Source organism: Bacillus sp. FSL K6-1033 (assembly GCF_038630765.1).
Taxonomy (GTDB): domain Bacteria; phylum Bacillota; class Bacilli; order Bacillales; family Bacillaceae; genus Bacillus; species Bacillus altitudinis.
In genome coordinates this window covers 1,124,219-1,139,343 of sequence record NZ_CP152041.1, presented here as the reverse complement: position 1 = coordinate 1,139,343, position 15,125 = coordinate 1,124,219, and the positions used below count along the sequence as shown (strand labels likewise).

The following is a 15,125-nucleotide window of genomic DNA, read 5'->3' as shown; positions in this document are numbered from 1 at the left end:
AAATGATCGGCAGCTTTTCGTGTTGTCTATTAGTTAGCGAGTCGCTGAGCTTCTCGAAGTTGGAATGTACGAACCGTTCTAGGAAGGAAACGTCTAATTTCATCTTCGTTGTACCCAACTTGCAGTCTTTTTTCATCCAAAATAATTGGACGTCTTAGAAGACCAGGGTGCTCATTGATTAGTTTATACAATTGTTGAAGCGGCATTGTCTCAACATTTACATTTAGTTTTTGGAATACTTTAGAACGTGTTGAGATAATTTCATCTGTACCATCTTCCGTCATACGAAGAATCTCTTTGATTTCATCGATTGAAAGAGGCTCAGAAAAGATATTTCTCTCTTGGTATGGAATATTGTGCTCTTCTAACCACGCTCTTGCTTTTCTACATGATGTACAGCTTGGTGATGTGTATAATGTTACCATAAATCTTCACTCCTCAATTTGTAGAATGAATATTGATCTGTATTCTTAAATTAAAATTGTTCTAAATAAGTAATCTTTATAGTGATTATACTATAAAAAAGTAAGTGTGAACAGATTTTCTTGCAATTTTTGTGACAAAAACTAGACAATTTCATTCTTTTTGTGCTGATGTTTGAAGTCTGAACATTCTCATTTAGTCGAGATGATCGAAAATATTTTTTTGTTTTCTATTTTCAACGGGCTTCAGCACATCATCAACATCCTCATACGATTGTCCATACCACTCTTCGTCTTTATACGTATGGATTCTTTCGTACGTCTTTCTCATGGCCTCCATCATTTCTTCCTCATTATCTGTACGAGGCGACCAATAAAGAATTTCCATGCGGTTCACTTCATTCGTTGCAAGTGACCTGCGTTTATAACCAATTGATTCAGCATGCTTGAAGTGCTCTCTCTGATAAAACTTTAGGCGTTTTGCAGTATCTGCATCATCTTCATCTACAGGCTCGACCTCAAGCAAGATCGGTTTTCTTTTTTCCTTCAGCTTATGAATGAGCTTTGAGCCGAGGCCTTCACCTCTTGCATCCTTGGAAACAAATAAATAATCAATAAAGATGAAAGAATCAAATTCAGCGTACATCATCACATGATGAGGCCCTTCTTCTTTATGATAAATATCACTTCTTTCCTTTAATAAAGCTTCCATATGCTCTTTTGACTTCATTTCTTCTATCGGGAAGTATTCACTGAGCTTTTCATACCAATTCATGGATCCGCTCCTTATGATGTAGTTAAGAACCACTTCCTTATCTATTCCCGATTTCCTGCTATTTAAACGCCTGTACTAGTAAGACGCAGCAATGCCATTGGTGGTTTCACTTTTTTTCAAGAGAAAGCAAAAAAGTTTTATATCGAACGATTCATGAGCATTTGAAAGCAAGTAAACAAAAGAAGTGTCATGGCGATCTGAAACATGATGAAATAAAGGTACTTCATACGCCGGACTTCTTCCTTCTGTTTATTCGTGCGCCGATACACAGCAAATTCAACCGAAAACGAAATGATGCAAATGAGCACTAAAAATGCGATCATCCACTTTCCTCCGTTTGGTTTCGATAAAAAAGATATTGAAAAAAGCATCGTGACGATAAAAAAGTGAAGACATGAATAGCGAAACGTCTTCCATAACAACATTTCATTTCCTCCTGGTTTACTCATTTTACATAAAAATTACCATCAACTTGTTTTTTTGTAAAATAAAAAAGAAGCACTGATATCGCAGTGCTTCTTCTCTATTCTTATTGTTTTGCTTTGATCTCTTTGAATTCTTCCTCAGTACAGCTGACAAAGTGACCTGGCTTCACTTCACGAAATTCCGTATTTGTTCCTTTATGAACAGATGGATCGTATTTAATCCGTTTGCGGTTACGCTCATAATCAGGATCTGGAAGCGGAATCGCAGATAGTAATGATTTTGTATATGGATGAAGCGGGTTTTCATATAATTCATTCGCTGGTGCCAGCTCAACCAATTTCCCAAAATACATCACACCGATACGATCGCTGATATATTTCACCATGGAAAGGTCATGGGCAATGAATAAATACGTTAAGCCCTTTTCTTCTTGCAATTCTTTCATTAAGTTGACGACCTGCGCTTGGATCGACACATCTAGTGCAGAGATTGGCTCATCGGCAATGATGAAATCCGGCTCAACAGCTAACGCACGAGCAATCCCAATACGCTGCCTTTGACCGCCTGAGAATTCATGCGGGTATCTATTCGCATGCTCTTTATTCAAACCAACTGTTTCAAGCAATTGATATACACGGTCTTTACGTGCTTGTGCTGATTTTGCAAGACCATGAATATCGATACCCTCTGCAATAATATCCACAACTTTCATTCTTGGATTGAGGGAGGCATATGGGTCCTGAAAGATCATTTGCATTTTTCGGTTAAATTGTTTAAGATCTGTTGTTGATTTTTTATCATGCACATTCTGCCCGTTAAAAATAACTTCGCCACCTGTTGCATTATATAGACGAATGATGGTTCTCCCAGTAGTGGATTTCCCGCAACCAGATTCACCTACAAGACCCAATGTTTCACCTCTATAAATGTCAAAGCTGACATCATCAACAGCTTTTACTTCATTAGGTTTACCCACATTAAAATATTGCTTAAGATTTTTCACTTGTAAAATAACATCTTTTTCACTCAATGTGATCCCCCCCTTTTTGCGCATTAAATTGTCGCATTCTTTGCTTAATTGATTCAGGAGGTTCTACTTTTGGTGCGTTAGGATGTAAAAGCCATGTAGCTGCAAAATGAGTTTCTGATACTTGATATAAAGGCGGCTGCTGTTCAAAATCAATTTTCATTGCAAATTGATTTCTAGCCGCAAACGGGTCTCCTTTTGGAGGATTCAGCAAATCAGGCGGCGTGCCTGGAATGGCAAACAATTTCTCCTCTTTTGCATCAAGACTTGGCATAGAGCTCAGTAATCCCCAAGTATATGGATGTTTTGGGTTATAGAAGATCTCATCTACGGTGCCAATTTCAACAATTTGACCACCATACATAACCGCTACACGATCTGCTACATTCGCAACGACCCCTAAATCATGTGTGATAAAGATGATAGATGTTTCAATCTTCTTTTGAAGATCTTTCATCAGTTCTAAAATTTGGGCTTGAATGGTTACATCTAAAGCAGTAGTTGGCTCATCTGCAATTAAAATTTTCGGATTACAAGCAAGAGCTATTGCAACGACAACCCTTTGTCGCATCCCACCAGAAAATTGATGAGGGTATTGCTTGAACCTCTGTTCCGGTTTCGGAATACCTACAAGACTCAAAAGCTCAAGTGCTCTTTTTTTAGCTTCTTCTTTACTTGCATTTTGATGTTTTAAGATGGGTTCTATAATTTGCTTGCCAATTGTCATTGTCGGATTCAAAGATGTCATTGGATCTTGAAAGACCATGGCAATATCTTTCCCTCTTATTTTCTGCATCTGTTTGTCAGAAAGTTTTGTTAGGTTTTTACCTTGAAACAAAATCTCTCCTTTTTTCACTTCGGAGTTAGATTTAGGAAGCAGACCCATGATTGATTTAGAAGTTACCGATTTACCAGAGCCTGATTCTCCAACAATGGCAAGCGTCTCACCTTTTTTCAATTCAAAATTCACACCTCGAATTGCCTTAACTTCGCCAGCAAATGTGTGGAATGAAATATTTAAGTCATTTACTTTTAAAATCGTTTCTTGTTTATTCATCAACATCACCGCCCCGTACTAATCTTTCATTTTTGGATCAAGTGCATCTCTCACACCGTCGGCAACAAGGTTAAAGACGATCATGATAACACTAATGATAATTGCTGGATAAACCATCTGATATGGGAAAGCGATCATTGATTTAAACCCATCTTCAATTAATGTCCCTAGTGAAGCTTGCGGCTCTTGCAGACCTAATCCAATAAAGCTTAAGAAAGCTTCAAAGAAGATCGCACTAGGAATAGTGAACATTGTATTAATAATCATCACACCTGTTAAGTTTGGCAACATGTGCTTAAAGATAATTTTAAAGTTACTTAATCCCAAAGTTCTAGCGGCTAGTACATATTCCTGTTCTTTCAGCTTCATGACTTGAGCACGCACGACCCTAGCCATACTGATCCACCCGGTAATACTTAGTGCAATAATAATTGGAATAATCCCTGGTTTTAAGACGAGAATCATTAATATGACAACGATTAAGTTTGGAATCCCCATTAGAACTTCCAAAATCCGCTGCATCGCATTATCAATTTTCCCACCGAAATAACCAGAAATAGCGCCGTAGGCAACACCAATAATTAAATCGATCACAGCTGCAACAACAGCAATAAGCAGTGAGATTTGAGTTCCTTTCCACACACGTGTAAATAGATCTCTCCCAAGATTATCGGTACCGAACCAGTAGTAATGTTCAATCCCTTTTTGTTCATATGGATTGACCACATCACCATTTTTTAGTGTTCTTTCACCAGTAAAAGGTAAGAAACTAACATGCTCTAACCCTTGGATTCGCGGCGGTAAGTTCGCTTCAGACGTTGTTTGAGTACTAAAGTCTTTGCCACTAATTAATGGTCCGACGAGCGCCATGAATACAATTAAAAATAAAATCACCATACTAACAACAGCGGCTTTATTCTTTTTAATTCTAAGCCATGCGTCTTGCCAATAATTTAGACTTGGTTTTTCAATTTTTTCAGCAGATAATGTATCAACACCAGCGGGTTCAAACAGACTTTTATCAATATTTTCTTCTTGCTGTTTCATTATTTGTTACCTCCCGCTACACGAATTCTAGGATCGATAATTCCATATAGAATATCGACAATAAATACAACCACTACAAAAAGAACGGCAAATAAGATAGTTGTACCCATGATAACTGGGTAGTCGTTTACTGTAATGGCTTTAACAAACTGCTCACCAATTCCAGGAATTGAGAAGATTTTTTCTATTACTAGTGATCCCGTCATTAAACTAACAGTCAATGGACCAAGTACTGTGACAACAGGTATTAAAGCATTTCTCATTGCATGTTTAAATGCGATCTCAAAATAGCCTGCTCCTTTTGCTTTTGCAAGTAAAATGTAATCTGTCTCAAGTACTTCAACCATTTCTGTTCTCATAAAACGAGCACAAATGGAGATAGGGAACATTGCTAACGCTATAGTAGGTAAAATTGTATATTCAAACCCATTCCAAAATTGAGTTGGTAATAACCCCAATTTCACCGCAATATAGTACTGAAGTAATCCAGCGAATACAAAACTCGGAATTGATTTACCGATAACTGCCAAGAAAGTAGCAGAGTAATCCACCCATGTGTTCTGTCTTAAAGCTCCAACTACTCCCAAAAAGATACCAACAATCGTTCCTAAAATAATCGCTTGAAGGCCTAGGACAGCAGATGGTCCTACTCGATATGAAAGAAGTTCTGTTACGGAGGTATTGTTGAATTGGAATGAAACACCTAAATCCCCAGTGAATGTATTAATCATGTAATGAAAATATTGAACAGGAATTGGCTGATCTAGTCCATATTTTGCATTAAGTACAGCTTGTTGAGCTTCTGATAACTTTTGCGCATTAACAAAAGGAGAACCCGGAATAAGTTTCATTAAGAAAAAAGTGATTGAAACAATGATGAAGAGGGTAACAACCATGTAGGCAACCCGTCTGATTAAGTATTTCAGCATACTTGCACCTCCTGATAAAACTGACTTTTCTGTATATTTCGACATATTTCTCTCAGTGAAAAAGAGAGTATATTCAGAGAATACACTCTCTTTTCTATAAGATTGTTAATTATCCTTCAATTTTCATCCATTTGTAGCTGAATTCAGGTCCAACTTTGTGAATGACAAATCCTTTTACTTTGTTATTAATCAGATAGTTAGTTGCTCTCTGATAAATTGGTGAAAGTGCTGCGTCATCTTGTAATAATACTTTTTCAGCTTCTTGTAAAGCTTTCCAGCGTTCTTCAGGTTTAGCAGCTAATTTGCCAGATGCATCTTTTAACAACTGATCATATTTTTTATCTGAGTAACCCATGTGGTTGTTTCCGCCACCTGTGATGAACAAGTCAGAGAACGTGATCGGATCAAGGTAATCTGGACCCCATCCAGCCATCTGAAGATCGTAATCCTCTTTCTTATCACGATCAATACGAGTAGCGAAAGGAACACTTTGAATATTGATATCTAAGCCAGGTAAAGTTTTCTCGAGCTGATCTTTAATGAAAGCACCGATTGTTTTAGCTGTCTCAGAATCATCACCTAAGTAATTAAGCGTTACTTTAGACGTTCCTAATTCTTTCAACCCTTTTTCAAAAAGCTTTTTCGCTTCATCTTTATTAGTTTCTAAGTATTTAGGCATTCCATCACGGAAGTCTTTTCCGCTTTCATCATGTACGAAATCTTTTGGAATTTGATAGTATGCAGCAACTGAACCATTCTGCAATACATCATTTACAAACGCTTCTTTATCAATTGCCGTTGCAATTGCACGACGAACGTTTTCATTCTTTAAAGATTTATTTCCTTGGTTCATTTTCAACCAGAACACAGTAGGTTCTAGTAATCTTTTCATCCGCTTATCACCTTCGTATTGAGAGATGATGGCAGGTGTTGATAATTTAGGTGTAATATCAGCTTCTCCCGCTTCAAATGCGTTAACAGCTGCTTGTGGATCTTTAGATACTTTAAAAGTAAGTTTTGTCATAGAGACGTTCTTTTTGTCCCAATATTCTTCATTCTTTTTGTATTCCCAAGTAGTTGCTTGTGGTCCATCCCAAGAAGAAAGTTCATATGGTCCGTTGTATACAAGGTTCTTTGCAGTCTTCGCATATTTGTCACCTTGTTCTTTAACGAATTTTTCATTCACTGGATAGAATGTTGGGAATGAAAGCAGAGATTGGAAGTAAGGAATTGGTTTTTCAAGTGTAATTTGCAGTTCTTTATCGCTTACAGCTTTAATTCCTAGTTCCTCAGGCTTTGCTTTTTTGTTGTAAACTTTATCAGCATTCTTAATTTTACCAACCATCATATATGGGCCATACTCAGACTTTTGTTCTGGATCTAAAGCACGTTGCCATGCATATACGAAGTCTTGAGCTTTAACTGGGTCACCATTAGACCATTTTGCATCTTTAATTTTGATGTTGTAAACTGTTTTATCTTTGTTAGCAACTGGTTCCCCATCAGCCATACCAGGCACTAATTCTTCTTTATCGTTGAAACGATACAAACCTTCAAACACGTTATTCATAGTCGTAAAGCTGATTGTATCACTCGCTTGGATTGTATCCATTGCAGGCATTTCCTGTGATTCTAAAATTGTAGCCTCTTGTTTTGAATCTTTGGATGCAGTGCCCTTGTCGCTACTTTGTTTACCTGAACATGCAGATACAAAAATAGTCAGCACCAATAAAAAAACTAAAAGCAGTGAAAATTTAGACTTTTTCATCTAGTTGTTGACCTCCCCTTCATAAATGAACTACAGGAACTATTATACTAGCAAATAAGTAATTGTGCATTCATTTTTTTAAGAAAATTTTCATATTTCCACTGTTTTTTAATATTTTTATTAAAAAATTGAAATAATTTGGTTATTTTTCTGAGATTTCGTGATCTTAAATACCTAATCAGAAGTAATCCTGTCTATACAATTGGCAATCTTCATGATTCATTGTAAACTGATATCAAGAAATTGATTAAAACAACAGCTTCGTTCCTTGTTTCGTTTTTCTTATATAGTGAAAGTCTTGAATTAAACGTTTTTATTGCTATTTTAGTACAGTAAAGTTTTAATGCGCAGGAGTGATTGTTATTAGATTTTTTATTCTTTTACTTAGTTCTAATGGCCTTGTTTTCATTTTAAGCTTCCTCTTTTATGGGCACATATCTTTCTTAAGCATGATTAACATCACATTTTATTTAGCTTCTGGCACTTTGCTAGTGTGGTTATCGTTCATCACTTTAAAAAGTGGATTTTTTGATCAAATATCTTACAGCTTCCGAAAGGTGTTTGATTCTTTAAATAAGCAAAAGGACCATGTTGATGACAGTTTAAACAAACATTTATCATCATCTTTTCAAAGTAACTTTTCAACCTTAAGAACATTAGGTTTGAGTTTACTCATTGAAATGTTAATATTGCTCTTGATTTATTATATGTAAGTTTTGACTTTTGATTTTTGCTTATTTATAATGAATGAAATTACATTTTTGCGATGAAAAAGAAGAGTACATATATTCACCGTTTACAGAGAGTCTGCGGTCGGTGCAAGCAGATAATGGCATGTATGGAATGGGCTTTGGAGCAGCTAACCGAACACTTGACAGAGTCAGTAGGCTTAGACGGAGCAGTCTCCGATATCAACGTCTTGAGTGATTTCGTATTGAAATAACAAGGGTGGTACCACGGTTCATTCGTCCCTTTTCTGTTGAAAAGTGATGGATGGGCCTTTTTATATTGAAGAAAAGAGGTTTTAGTATGACAAAAAAGACGATTTTCTCAGGCATTCAGCCTAGCGGTTCTGTGACATTGGGGAACTACATTGGAGCGATGAAACAATTTGTCGATCTTCAGCATGATTACAACGGCTACTTTTGTGTGGTCGATCAGCATGCCATTACGGTCAGTCAGGATCGTTTAGCCCTTCGACAAAATATTAGAAGCTTAGCCGCTCTTTATTTGGCAGTGGGACTTGATCCAGAGAAGGCAACATTGTTTATCCAATCAGAGGTACCTGCCCACGCCCAGGCAGGATGGATGCTGCAATGTGTCGCTTATATTGGGGAATTAGAAAGAATGACTCAATTTAAGGACAAATCTGCTGGTAAGGAAGCAGTCGTTTCAGGACTATTAACGTATCCGCCATTAATGGCTGGCGATATTTTGTTATACGGTACGGACTTAGTTCCTGTAGGAGAAGATCAAAAGCAGCATCTTGAATTAACGAGAACGCTTGCTGAACGCTTTAACCGAAAGTATAACGACATCTTTACTGTACCTGAAGTCAAAATTCCAAAAGAAGGCGCTCGGATTATGTCTTTAACAGACCCAACGAAAAAGATGAGCAAATCTGATCCGAACCAAAAATCTTTCATTACCTTATTAGATGAGCCAAAACAGCTTGAAAAGAAAATCAAAGGTGCTGTGACTGATTCAGAAGGCATCGTCAAATATGACAAAGAAAACAAACCTGGAATTGCCAACTTGCTGACGATTTATTCTGTATTAGGGAACGTATCGATTGCAGAGCTTGAACAAAAATACGAAGGCAAAGGTTATGGTGAATTTAAGGGAGATCTTGCGAACGTGGTCGTGGATGCGTTAAAACCGATTCAAGATCGCTATTATGAACTCATTGAGTCAGATGAGCTTGACCGCATTTTAGATGAGGGTGCTGAAAAGGCAAACCGTGCGGCAAACAAAATGCTGAAAAAAATGGAGAATGCAATGGGTCTTGGCCGGAAACGCAAATAAAACAAGCTTGCAGCATATTGAGCTGCAAGCTTTTTCTAATTCACTTTTGATTCGTTTTCCATTTCCCAAAGTTTTTCAAAAAATGGCTGTCCTTTAATCATTTTTTCACAAAAGGCTAAATGGTTTTCTGACCATCCATCAATGGTTTCGTTATAAAGCATGTTCCAAATTTCCTCGAAAGACATTCGTTTGATCTGGTTGTACATACGCGGATTCCATTCTGTATACCAATAGGCAATTTCTGCTCGGTTTTGAAGCCCCTTTAGTTGATCTAGCGCCATAAACATCAGCTGCTTCAGCTGTCTTTCTTTTCTCGTTAATCCGCTGATATGCTGCGGTGGTAATGATAGGATGTGATATTCTTTCGTCGATTCAAGGCTGTCCGGCGTGAATTCATACTCCTCTGCCTTCACATCTTTCACCATTTCATAGACCAATTGCTCCTGTCTTGGAATCAATCGGCTCTTTCTCACAGGGATGGAATAACCAATCGTATCCACAGCGATGATTCTAATCCCGTCCGTGACCACAAAGCAATACTCTAATTTACGGCGTTCATGATTTTTTCGAATATATGATTTCTCAAATACAGTCTCTAGCAGCGTCTTTGGCAGCTCTGATAGATCATTCTCTATGTAATCAAACAAAGGACTCTGCACCTTGAGTAAAGGTACTTGATCTAACAGCTCCACGCTGTCCTCCTTGCGCCACTCATGAAAATGGCACACATTATAGCCATTCTCTTCCCCTTCAAACCAATTCACCCATACGTCATGAAGAAATAACATAACCAATCCCTCACTTTTTAAAAACTGTTGTCCACAGTATGGGCAAGGGATAGAGAAATTATTCCAACTTTATTAAAACTTCGCCCTGACGGAAGGACGGCTTTATTTCCTGGGAAAAGGAGAACGTCTCGCAGAGTCCTTTCACGATCTTCTATAAGCAGAACCTTATTTTAGCTTTTTAGGATCAAGGGCATCTCTCAGTCCATCACCTAAGAAGTTAAAGCATAAAACGGTCAGTAGAATCAGTAAGCCTGGGAACAGTGGATACCACCATGCTTGCACCATTATGGAGAAATTTTGTGCATCTTGAAGCATGTTTCCCCAGCTCGCCGTTGGAGGCTGGATGCCGAACCCTAGATAGCTAAGTGTCGACTCAGCTAAAATAACAGAACCGACTTTCAATGTAGCAGACACAATGATAGGGCCGATACAGTTCGGTAAAATATGCGAAAAGATGATGACATGGTTTTTCGTTCCGATCGTTCTTGCTGCGAGTACGAATTCTCTTGTGCGAAGTGACAAGAATTCACTGCGGATCAGCCTGGCGGTTGTTGTCCAGCCAGTCAGCGCAAAGATTAAAATCAATTTATCAATACCCGGTTTAAAAATTGTCACTAGCGTGATCAAGAGAAAAATATCTGGAATAGACAATACGACATCCACCATTCTCATGAGCACAGAATCAACAAAGCCTTTAAAGTATCCCGCTACCGCCCCAATGACGGTACCAATGGTGATGGCTCCGACTACTGAGACAAAGCCAACTAATAGAGACACCCTCGCTCCGTATAGCACCCTTGAAAAAATATCTCGACCAAACTTGTCGGTTCCCATAAAATGCTCTGCACTTGGAGGCTGTAGCCGTTTCAACAAGTCTTGCTGTTCCGGTGCGTAAGGTGCGATCACCGGGGCGAAAATAGCGGAAAAGATAATGATCAATAATATAGCGGAGCCGGCAACCGCCAATTTATTTTTGAAAAATTTCTCGCAAAATAAACGAAGCATCGTCTCTGGTTTTGGCGGAATGCCTTCTTTTAATTTGAGATCAACTGGAGGTGTTCCCATATTAGGTTGTGCCAATTGTGCTTCAGCTCCCTTCTAATATTCAATACGCGGATCAACGATCGCATAGAGAATATCCGCTATTAAGTTTCCAACGACCACGAGCACAGCTGAGATAACAGTCATCGCCATAATGACGGGATAATCTCTTGAAAAAGCAGAATCGATAAACAGTTTCCCAAGCCCTGGCCATGTGAAGATTTGTTCCACCACGACTGCGCCGCCAATAAAGGATGGAATCATGAGTCCAAAGATCGTAATAACAGGCATCAGACCGTTTCTCAATCCATGTTTGAAGATGACTTTGTTCTCTCTAAAACCTTTCGCTCGCGCCGTGCGAATGTAATCCTGCCGCATCACATCGAGCATACTTGACCTTGTATAACGTGTAAGGCCGGCCATATCAGCCGTTGCTAAAACAAAGGCCGGTAAAATAATATGATGAAGCCGGTCAAATAGATTAAATTCTGCATTTAAGGTAGAGACACCCCCGGTCGGAAACCATCCTAAATTCACTGATAACACCATAATCAGGATCAAACCAAACCAGAAATTCGGAATAGCCAGTCCGATAAATGATGTAACCGTAATACCATAGTCAAGTTTTGTATACGGACGTTTTGCTGAAAGAACACCAAATGGGATGGCAATGATCAGGGCAACTAATGTAGAAAAGATCATGAGGATGAGGGTATTTGGCAGCCGGGCAAAAATCAAATCCGACACGGGCGTTCCTTTTTTTACAATGGATGTGCCAAAGTCACCTTGAAGCATATTGCCGAGCCATTTCATATATTGCACATATTCAGGATCGTTCAAGCCGTACTTATCAATAAAGGCTTCCCTGTCTGCGGCACTAATGGTCGGGTCCATCATGAGTGACATCGGATCGCCTGGTGCTGCTTTCATAATCGCAAAGGACAAAATCGTAATACCAAACAAAATTGGGATGGAAAGAAGTGTCCTTCTAATGATATATGTAACCATATGCACAACTCCTTTTTCATCGGATGGCCATACTATGATGAAAAAAGGGGAGACCCCTCCCCTTCTTCACTAGCAGACTACTGTTCAATCCACCATTTTTCGATTTTGTAATATTCATCTTTCGGGTGGTAAGAGTAGCCTTGTAGATTAGATGGCATCGCACGATGTGAGTTGGCATAATAAAGGAACGTATACGGCTGGTCTTCTGCAATCAGCTCATAAATTTTTTCATACGCCTTTGAATACTCTTTTCGATCACTCAAGTTTTTGGCATCAACTAGCAGTTTATCGACTTCTTCATTTTTATACCAAATGTTATTTAAGCCTTTTTCAGACTGACTTGAATGGAAAATGCTGTATTGGTCAGGGAATGTCGCTAAGCTCCAGCCGAGTAATAACGCATCATAATCCCATTTTGGCGGGGTTGTTTGTTCGATTAATGCACTAAATTCTACAATTTGCGGTTTTGCTTCAATGCCAATTTCTTTGAGCTGCTGCTGGACAACGACAGCAATATCTTCACGGACTTTGTTTCCTTGGTTCGTCTTCAAGACGAAGGAGAACTTCTTACCGTCCTTATCAAGATAACCATCTCCATCTGTATCCTCCCAGCCTTCTTCTTTCAGCATCTTTTTCGCTTTTTCTTGATCAAATTCAAATACTGGGACTTTTTCATCTTTTGGGTAGTTCCATGACAGCGGGCTTTCTGGGATGTTGGCTACTTTCCCGTCTCCATTTAACACTTGATCGACAATCGTTTGACGATCAATGGCATGGGTAAGAGCTTGACGGACTTTTTTACTTTTGAACAGTTCGTTTTTCTGATTCCAGCCAATATATGAATAATTTAGCCCTAGATCAGATTCAATTTTGATGTTACTAACTTTTTCGGCTGTTTGCAGTTCTGCTCCAGGCACTGCAAAGAAATCAATATCACCTGCGGATAGCTGGGCCATGGCTGCATTTTGATCAGGAATCGTTTTAATGGTGACTGTATCAAGGTATGGCCGTCCATCCCAATAGTCATCAAATGCTTCGAGTTTGACATAGTCTCCTTCTTTCCACTCGGCAAATTTAAATGGACCGGAGCCGATTGGATTTTTTCGGTTAAATTCATTTTCGCCAAGATCCTTTATAGGGACATCACCTAAAATATGCTTTGGTAAAATCCCATAGCTTCCTAGCGTGACATTATAAAAATATGGATCTTTTTTATTCAGCTTAAATTCGACCGAATAGTCCCCTGTTTTTTTGACAGACTCTAATACTTCAAAGCCTGATCCACGCTCACCATTGTAATCCTTATTAATCGGAATGCTGTATGTAAACACAACATCATCAGCAGTCAGTTCTTCTCCATCATGAAACTTCACGCCTTTTCTAATGGTCACATCAAACTGTTTGCCGTCATCGGATTCTTTAATATCTTCTGCCAACGCCAGCTGTGGGTTTAGCTTTCCATCTGTTTGTAGTAAAAAGCTATAGATTCTTTCTTCAATATCAGAACTTGCCACGTCTGTTGAGTAAAGTGAGTTAAATAATGTAGGCTCTGCAATCGAACCAATGACAAGATCGCCGCCTTGTACAGGTTTACCTGTGGATTTCTTTTCACTGTCTCCAGACGTTTTATTTCCACCAGAACAAGCAGCAAGGATCAATGTAAAGATCAGCAGCAAACTGACCAAAATGGACTTTCTCTTTTTATCTTTCATAGACAATTCCCCCTATCTTTTTTTAAAAAATGATGACAGAAGCCCGTTTTATCCCCCCTCTCAAAGATGAGATCATACAAGCGTGATCAAGCGTCGTAGAGGTGGCAGGCCACAAAGTGGTTCGTTTTTAATTCTTGAAATTGTGGTACTTTTTCTTTACAGACTTCTTTCGCGTGCGGGCATCTTGTATGAAACACACAGCCTTTTGGTGGATTTGCAGGGCTTGGTAAATCCCCTTGCAGCATAATCCGTTCCCTTTTCATCTGACCTTTTTTACGGGTGACTGGAACGGAAGATAAAAGCGCCTGTGTATACGGATGAAGCGGATCATCGTACAGGCTATGCTTATCCGCCAGTTCCATCATTTTCCCAAGATACATGACGCCCACTCGATCACTAATGTGACGTACCACACTGAGATCGTGAGAGATAAAGAGATAGGTGAGGTCAAACTCTTCTTGAAGCTCTTCCATCAAATTGATGACCTGCGCCTGAATGGAGACGTCAAGCGCTGAAACAGGCTCATCTGCTATGATCATTTCAGGATTCATGGCAAGTGCACGAGCGATACCGATCCGCTGCCTTTGTCCGCCGGAGAATTCGTGCGGGTATCGATTCGCAAAACTTGGGTGAAGGCCGACTTTGGATAAAAGCTGTTCTACTTTTTCATTTCTTTCTTTTAAGGAATATAAGTGATGTGTTTTGTAGGGTTCTTTGATGATACTTCGAAGTGTTTTTCTAGGGTTGAGTGATGCAAAGGGATCTTGAAAGACCATTTGGATGTTTTTCCTTGTTGATTGTCTTAGTTTTGATTCTGATACATGAGAGATATCTTGCCCTTTAAATAGAATTTGTCCTTCTGTTGGTTCATATAAACGAATCATCGTCCGTCCTAATGTGGATTTACCGCATCCAGACTCTCCAACGATGCCTAACGTTTCGCCTTTATAAATGTTTAAGTCGATGCCGTCAACCGCTTTGACTGCTCCTACTTTCTTTTGCAGCACCCCAGCTTTAATCGGAAAGTGTTTTCGTATATTTTTTAATTCCAGGATGGTTTCTTTCTCAGATCGATCTGTCATGTATGGTTGATTTTCAGC

The 15,125-nt window shown here is 38.9% G+C and carries 15 protein-coding genes and 1 other annotated feature; of the genes, 2 read left to right on the top strand and 13 right to left on the bottom strand.

Annotated elements, in window-relative coordinates; translation table 11 throughout:
• Positions 1–29: 29 nt before the first annotated feature.
• From spxA to MHH31_RS05645, 8 genes are all read right to left on the bottom strand, one after another.
• Positions 30–425 carry a transcriptional regulator SpxA gene (gene spxA, locus MHH31_RS05680; RefSeq protein ID WP_003211421.1) on the bottom strand — a complete coding sequence of 132 codons (396 nt, stop codon included), beginning with the start codon at positions 423–425 and terminating at the stop codon, positions 30–32.
• 193 nt (positions 426–618) lie between these two features.
• Complete coding sequence (locus MHH31_RS05675) at positions 619–1,197, bottom strand: GNAT family N-acetyltransferase (RefSeq protein WP_277519212.1); 579 nt, start codon at positions 1,195–1,197, stop codon at positions 619–621.
• 137 nt (positions 1,198–1,334) lie between these two features.
• Complete coding sequence (locus MHH31_RS05670; protein WP_144666810.1) at positions 1,335–1,622, bottom strand: hypothetical protein; 288 nt, start codon at positions 1,620–1,622, stop codon at positions 1,335–1,337.
• A 104-nt stretch (positions 1,623–1,726) separates the two neighbouring features.
• A complete protein-coding gene (locus MHH31_RS05665) occupies positions 1,727–2,653 on the bottom strand; it encodes an ATP-binding cassette domain-containing protein (RefSeq protein WP_035392432.1) in 927 nt (308 codons plus the stop codon).
• A complete protein-coding gene (locus MHH31_RS05660; protein WP_035392433.1) occupies positions 2,646–3,707 on the bottom strand; it encodes an ABC transporter ATP-binding protein in 1,062 nt (353 codons plus the stop codon). Before MHH31_RS05660 ends, MHH31_RS05665 begins: the two co-directional genes overlap by 8 nt.
• A gap of 18 nt (positions 3,708–3,725) precedes the next feature.
• Positions 3,726–4,754 carry an oligopeptide ABC transporter permease gene (gene opp3C, locus MHH31_RS05655; protein ID WP_035392435.1) on the bottom strand — a complete coding sequence of 343 codons (1,029 nt, stop codon included), beginning with the start codon at positions 4,752–4,754 and terminating at the stop codon, positions 3,726–3,728.
• On the bottom strand, positions 4,754–5,683 hold the full coding sequence (gene opp3b / locus MHH31_RS05650) for an oligopeptide ABC transporter permease (RefSeq protein WP_035392438.1): 930 nt from the start codon (positions 5,681–5,683) through the stop codon (positions 4,754–4,756). The genes opp3C and opp3b overlap by 1 nt, the downstream gene beginning before the upstream one ends.
• A gap of 109 nt (positions 5,684–5,792) precedes the next feature.
• Positions 5,793–7,451, bottom strand: coding sequence for a peptide ABC transporter substrate-binding protein (locus tag MHH31_RS05645; RefSeq protein ID WP_050827153.1), 1,659 nt, complete (start codon positions 7,449–7,451; stop codon positions 5,793–5,795).
• A gap of 449 nt (positions 7,452–7,900) precedes the next feature.
• Between MHH31_RS05645 and MHH31_RS05640 the strand changes: the two genes are divergently transcribed.
• Together MHH31_RS05640 and trpS are read left to right on the top strand one after the other, a co-directional pair.
• Positions 7,901–8,164 (top strand): DUF3899 domain-containing protein, encoded by a 264-nt coding sequence (locus MHH31_RS05640; RefSeq protein ID WP_223255625.1) that lies wholly within the window; start codon positions 7,901–7,903, stop codon positions 8,162–8,164.
• 44 nt (positions 8,165–8,208) lie between these two features.
• Positions 8,209–8,427, top strand: a binding site (T-box leader).
• A gap of 53 nt (positions 8,428–8,480) precedes the next feature.
• Positions 8,481–9,476: a tryptophan--tRNA ligase gene (gene trpS / locus MHH31_RS05635; RefSeq protein WP_342495364.1), complete on the top strand. Its 996-nt coding sequence runs from the start codon at positions 8,481–8,483 to the stop codon at positions 9,474–9,476.
• 35 nt (positions 9,477–9,511) lie between these two features.
• Here the strand turns inward: trpS and MHH31_RS05630 are convergent, their stop codons facing one another.
• The 5 genes from MHH31_RS05630 to MHH31_RS05610 all read right to left on the bottom strand — a co-directional run bounded on the left by MHH31_RS05630 (position 9,512) and on the right by MHH31_RS05610 (position 15,107).
• Positions 9,512–10,264 (bottom strand): YjbA family protein, encoded by a 753-nt coding sequence (locus MHH31_RS05630; RefSeq protein WP_025207150.1) that lies wholly within the window; start codon positions 10,262–10,264, stop codon positions 9,512–9,514.
• A gap of 165 nt (positions 10,265–10,429) precedes the next feature.
• Positions 10,430–11,329, bottom strand: coding sequence for an oligopeptide ABC transporter permease (opp4C, locus tag MHH31_RS05625; protein WP_342495489.1), 900 nt, complete (start codon positions 11,327–11,329; stop codon positions 10,430–10,432).
• Between the two features lie 33 nt (positions 11,330–11,362).
• Positions 11,363–12,313, bottom strand: coding sequence for an ABC transporter permease (locus MHH31_RS05620; RefSeq protein ID WP_342495363.1), 951 nt, complete (start codon positions 12,311–12,313; stop codon positions 11,363–11,365).
• Between the two features lie 77 nt (positions 12,314–12,390).
• Positions 12,391–14,025, bottom strand: coding sequence for a peptide-binding protein (locus MHH31_RS05615; RefSeq protein WP_100324882.1), 1,635 nt, complete (start codon positions 14,023–14,025; stop codon positions 12,391–12,393).
• A gap of 86 nt (positions 14,026–14,111) precedes the next feature.
• Positions 14,112–15,107, bottom strand: a complete 996-nt coding sequence (locus MHH31_RS05610) for a dipeptide ABC transporter ATP-binding protein (protein WP_024720061.1) — start codon at positions 15,105–15,107, stop codon at positions 14,112–14,114.
• Positions 15,108–15,125: the final 18 nt, after the last annotated feature.